This window comes from Piscirickettsia salmonis LF-89 = ATCC VR-1361 (assembly GCF_000297215.2).
Taxonomy (GTDB): Bacteria; Pseudomonadota; Gammaproteobacteria; order Piscirickettsiales; family Piscirickettsiaceae; genus Piscirickettsia; species Piscirickettsia salmonis.
On record NZ_AMFF02000094.1, the window covers coordinates 1 to 4,106 of the forward strand.

The following is a 4,106-nucleotide window of genomic DNA, read 5'->3' on the forward strand; positions in this document are numbered from 1 at the left end:
GCCACGTAAGCTATCCTCGCCCTGACCACCTCTTAAGGCATCATCACCGGCGCCACCAAAAATCGCATCTTCACCTGTTCCACCACGAACCGTATCATCACCATAACCGGCATGAATTGTTGAGTTTGCATACCCATTACCCAGCTGAATTACATCATCACCACTACCGACGTTGACATTAAAAACGGTAATGTCTTGATCACCGCTAAGACTAATGAAATCCTCACCCTCAGCACTGGAAATATTAAATGTATTATCCCAACCTGCACCATTGGTTTCTGCACTAATATTAATCGTATCGCTACCATCACCGCTGGTAATATCGCCGCGTTTTGCGCCCTCAATATTAACCGTACTATCACCGCCATCACCGAGTTGTACATCAGTACGGACAAAGTCTGAAATACTGACATCCGCCGCTTCATCACTCACTGCGAAAATATTTTTAATGCTATTCCAGCCGCTTTCAAGTTGAATAGAGGCTGCATTTTCATCCTGATAGCCCACACTGATTTGGTCGCTATTGCCAATTCCCTGTGTAGCCATCTGCTCACCACTAATCGATTCCGTCACACCAAAATCACCCGGTGATTGGACAGTATAATTAGTACTCTCATCACGATAATCTGGATAAATCGTTTGCTGATCATTTAAAATAAATTCTACATTGACTTTTTCAGCTTGTGGATCAACATCTAAGGTCACAGTTTCTGTAACTTCACCCCCTTGACCATCTACCAGCGTATAATCAAACTGAGTCTCACCATTCCAGTTATCATCAGGCGTAAAGGTCCAGGTGCCATCACCATTGTTAACTAAATCACCATTTGCAGGATCAGTCACAGCGGTTGCGCTCAAATTATCACCATCGACATCTGTAGCACCGGCCAATAAATCTGCTTCACTAAAGCGAATCGAACCATCTTTTTTTAACTCAAAGGTGTGTCCCTGCGCTGTTGGATCATCATTCACTGCAGTTAGATGCATATCCACAGACCCAGCAGCCGTGCCACCCTCACCATCAGCAACAACATAATTAAAATGAGTATCGCCATGCCAGTTTTCATGCGGAGTAAACGTAAAGGTTGTGCCATCTAGCGTTAAGATCCCATTTTCAGGCTGCTCAAAACTATCAATAAATGTATTATTGCTATCAATATCAGAGATTAAGTCACTCACATCAAAAACTAGCGGCACATCTTCAGTGCCAGACTCCAGGCTATCAATAACGACCGGATCGTCATTAACCGGATCGATAGTTAAAGCAACCGTCGCCGTAGCAAAACCGCCTTGACCATCAGATACAGTATAAATAAAGCTATCTTGACCGTTATAATTTTCAGTGGGCGTAAAGGTCCAGCTACCATCCCCATTGTCAATTAATGCGCCATGCTCAGGGGATTGACTAATACCGGTTAAGGCAAGAGAATCGCCATCAACATCGCTATCATTCGCTAAAATATCAGCCGCATTAAAAGTAAAGGCAAGGTCTTCTGATAAGGTTAAATTATCATCAATAGCACGCGGGTTATTATTAATGACAGGCTCAGCACTATCATCATTAACCGTTACAGTGTCATCATCCGCTGCAGGCTCAGCAGATAACGATAAGTCAGAATCATCATCAGGCAAAGGAATCTCACTTTCTGTCGCTTCTGCATCATCAGTAGAACTAGTCGCAGCCTCTACAGCCTCTGCTGGAACTGTTTCAGCAACCGCTTCCTCTTCCCCAGCAATAGCCCCTCGATTTGCAGCACCGCCAGATTGAATTGCAGCATTGTTATTAATATCTGGGGTGATACCTAAAATAGTATTAAGAGATGCGCCATCACCAGCACCAACATCAAACTCAGTTTCTACACCATCCAACCCAGACTGAAAACTAACATTTATTTCTTCCAAAGGCGCAACATTATTACCACCCCCCCCACCTTGAGCAGCAGACTCTAAGTTGGTATCGCTACGTTCTGGTCCACCACCTGTATCTTCAGGCTCCTCTAGACCTTCACCACGATAGCCGGTTTGATAACTACCAAATTGAGAGTCCTCAGAGCTGTTTGCCGTTGTATCGGCAAGCACTTGCTCTAAGGCCTCCTCGATAGAGTTTTCCCCTGAGTCACGTTGTGCTGTTTCGATTAACTCATCAGAAACAGCATTATCTGCATCTTTTTGAGACTGTATATTCTTCTCATCAGCCATTTATCTACCCTACCTGCTGCATAATCTTAAGCGTAGACTACGTAAGGTTAGACACATTTTTTGGTCAAATACTCCACTTCCTGCTCTTTTAATTTTACGCTGATTTTCTACTCTAATTTTTTTATCCTAAATCCACGATGTTAAACCCGAGTTAAACTACACTTAAAAGGACGAGTATCAATAAGATAGGGCTGAGCCGGTGACAACAGCGCAAGTTAATTACTTTGATGAAGTAGTTTATCTGTTCCAAGGCGGTGGCGCCATGGGGGCTTTCCAGGTCGGCGTTTATGAAGCGTTGATGGAAGAAATGTACAGTCCTGACTGGATTGTTGGTATCTCCATTGGCGCAATTAATGCATCCCTCATCGCCGGTAACCCACCCGGTGAAGGCATCGCCAAACTGGAAGAGTTCTGGTCACGCATTACCCGTCGCCACTACCCATTACCAGTAACTGATTATTTTGGCATACGTAAACTCTATAATTATTGGAGTGCGCAAACGACCTTACTGTTTGGTCAGCCTAATTTCTTTGAACCACATTGGCTCTCGCCGCTATTGCTCACCCCAAAAACACCCGACCTTATCAGCTTTTATAGTACGCTACCATTAAAGCAAACACTGATTGATTTGATCGACTTTGACTATTTAAATCGAGCCTATATGCGCCTCAGTATCGGTGCAGTCGATTTAGAAACCGGTGAGCAAGTGTTCTTTGACAACACCAAACACACCCTAACGCCCGAACATATCATGGCCAGCTGCGCGCTACCACCAGGCTTTCCTGCGATTAAAATCGATGGCCATTATTACTGGGATGGTGGCCTGTATTCAAATACGCCTATTCTTGCTGTCACCAATGAATCCGAACATAAAAACCGCTTATGCTTTCTCGTCAACTTATTTAACCCCAAAGGGGTACCTCCACATTCTCTCGATGGCGTGCAAGAACGTGCTAAAGACATTGAGTACGCTAGCCATCTGCGCACTATCATTGAACAATATGATTCAAAACAATATTTACAGGGTATCATCGCTCAGCTCGCTGAACATATTCCAGAAGAAATCAAACATAAAGAAAACTTACAAGAGCTATTAAAATACGGTGACTCGCATAAATTACATGTCGCTCAAATTAACTATAAATCCAAACAAGGCACCGAGCTACATTCAAAAGATTATGAATTTTCAGAGCTTTCTGCAGACGATCACCGCAGCCAAGGCTACAAAAACGCCTTAGCCTTAGTGAAAAATCCCGACTGGTTTTATGAGCATCACATTGAATCCAAAACAGTGGTTCATAAACTCGATGATCAGGACCATCCTCATCAATAAAAAATAACGCCCATTAGCGCACAGTGTCTAACTCTTCTAGCGTTAACGTACGCGCTTCAGCTTCGAGCATCACCGGAATCGTATCACGGAGCGGATAGGCCAGGCGATCGAATTTACACACCAGCTCACTGTGCTTTTTATCGTAAATAACTTTGCCCTTACACGCCGGACAAGCAAGAATCTCTAATAAACGTTTATCCATAGCTGTAACTTTCTCTGCTCTTTCATCATAACGCGCTCATACTATCAACTCTGACCTAAAAAACCAAGCGCTCGACCTAACATCACTATCTCCAGTTAAAATCTAAAATTTAAAACAAATTAACTTTCAACAAAAATCATTGATTATTATTAAGCCTCAATAATCAACCCTAAATCTAACAAACAAGAGCATGAACAACATGAGCCCTCTCTCTTCGATTAATATAAATAAAAATAAAAAATTTTTAAAGTTCACCCGCCCTCCGTCATCTGAAGTGCAACACTACTCTATACTAAGCCGCCATCAAATACTCTAAAAAAAAAGAATAAGGGAACAATAATTCAAACTCGCTCTTCTTCTGGTGTTCAATGT

The 4,106-nt window shown here is 42.8% G+C and carries 3 protein-coding genes; 1 reads left to right on the forward strand and 2 read right to left on the reverse strand.

What is annotated here, in order from left to right; translation table 11 throughout:
- On the reverse strand, positions 1 to 2,199 hold a 2,199-nt coding region (locus C200_RS09615), incomplete at its 3' end, for a cadherin-like domain-containing protein (protein ID WP_033923751.1).
- Positions 2,200 to 2,398: 199 nt separating this feature from the next.
- On the opposite strand from C200_RS09615, the gene C200_RS09620 reads away from it, so the two are divergent.
- Positions 2,399 to 3,532, forward strand: coding sequence for a patatin-like phospholipase family protein (locus C200_RS09620; RefSeq protein ID WP_016211770.1), 1,134 nt, complete (start codon positions 2,399 to 2,401; stop codon positions 3,530 to 3,532).
- A 13-nt stretch (positions 3,533 to 3,545) separates the two neighbouring features.
- On the opposite strand, the gene C200_RS09625 is transcribed toward C200_RS09620, so the two are convergent.
- Positions 3,546 to 3,734, reverse strand: a complete 189-nt coding sequence (locus C200_RS09625; protein WP_016211771.1) for a Trm112 family protein — start codon at positions 3,732 to 3,734, stop codon at positions 3,546 to 3,548.
- Between the last annotated feature and the right edge of the window lie 372 nt (positions 3,735 to 4,106).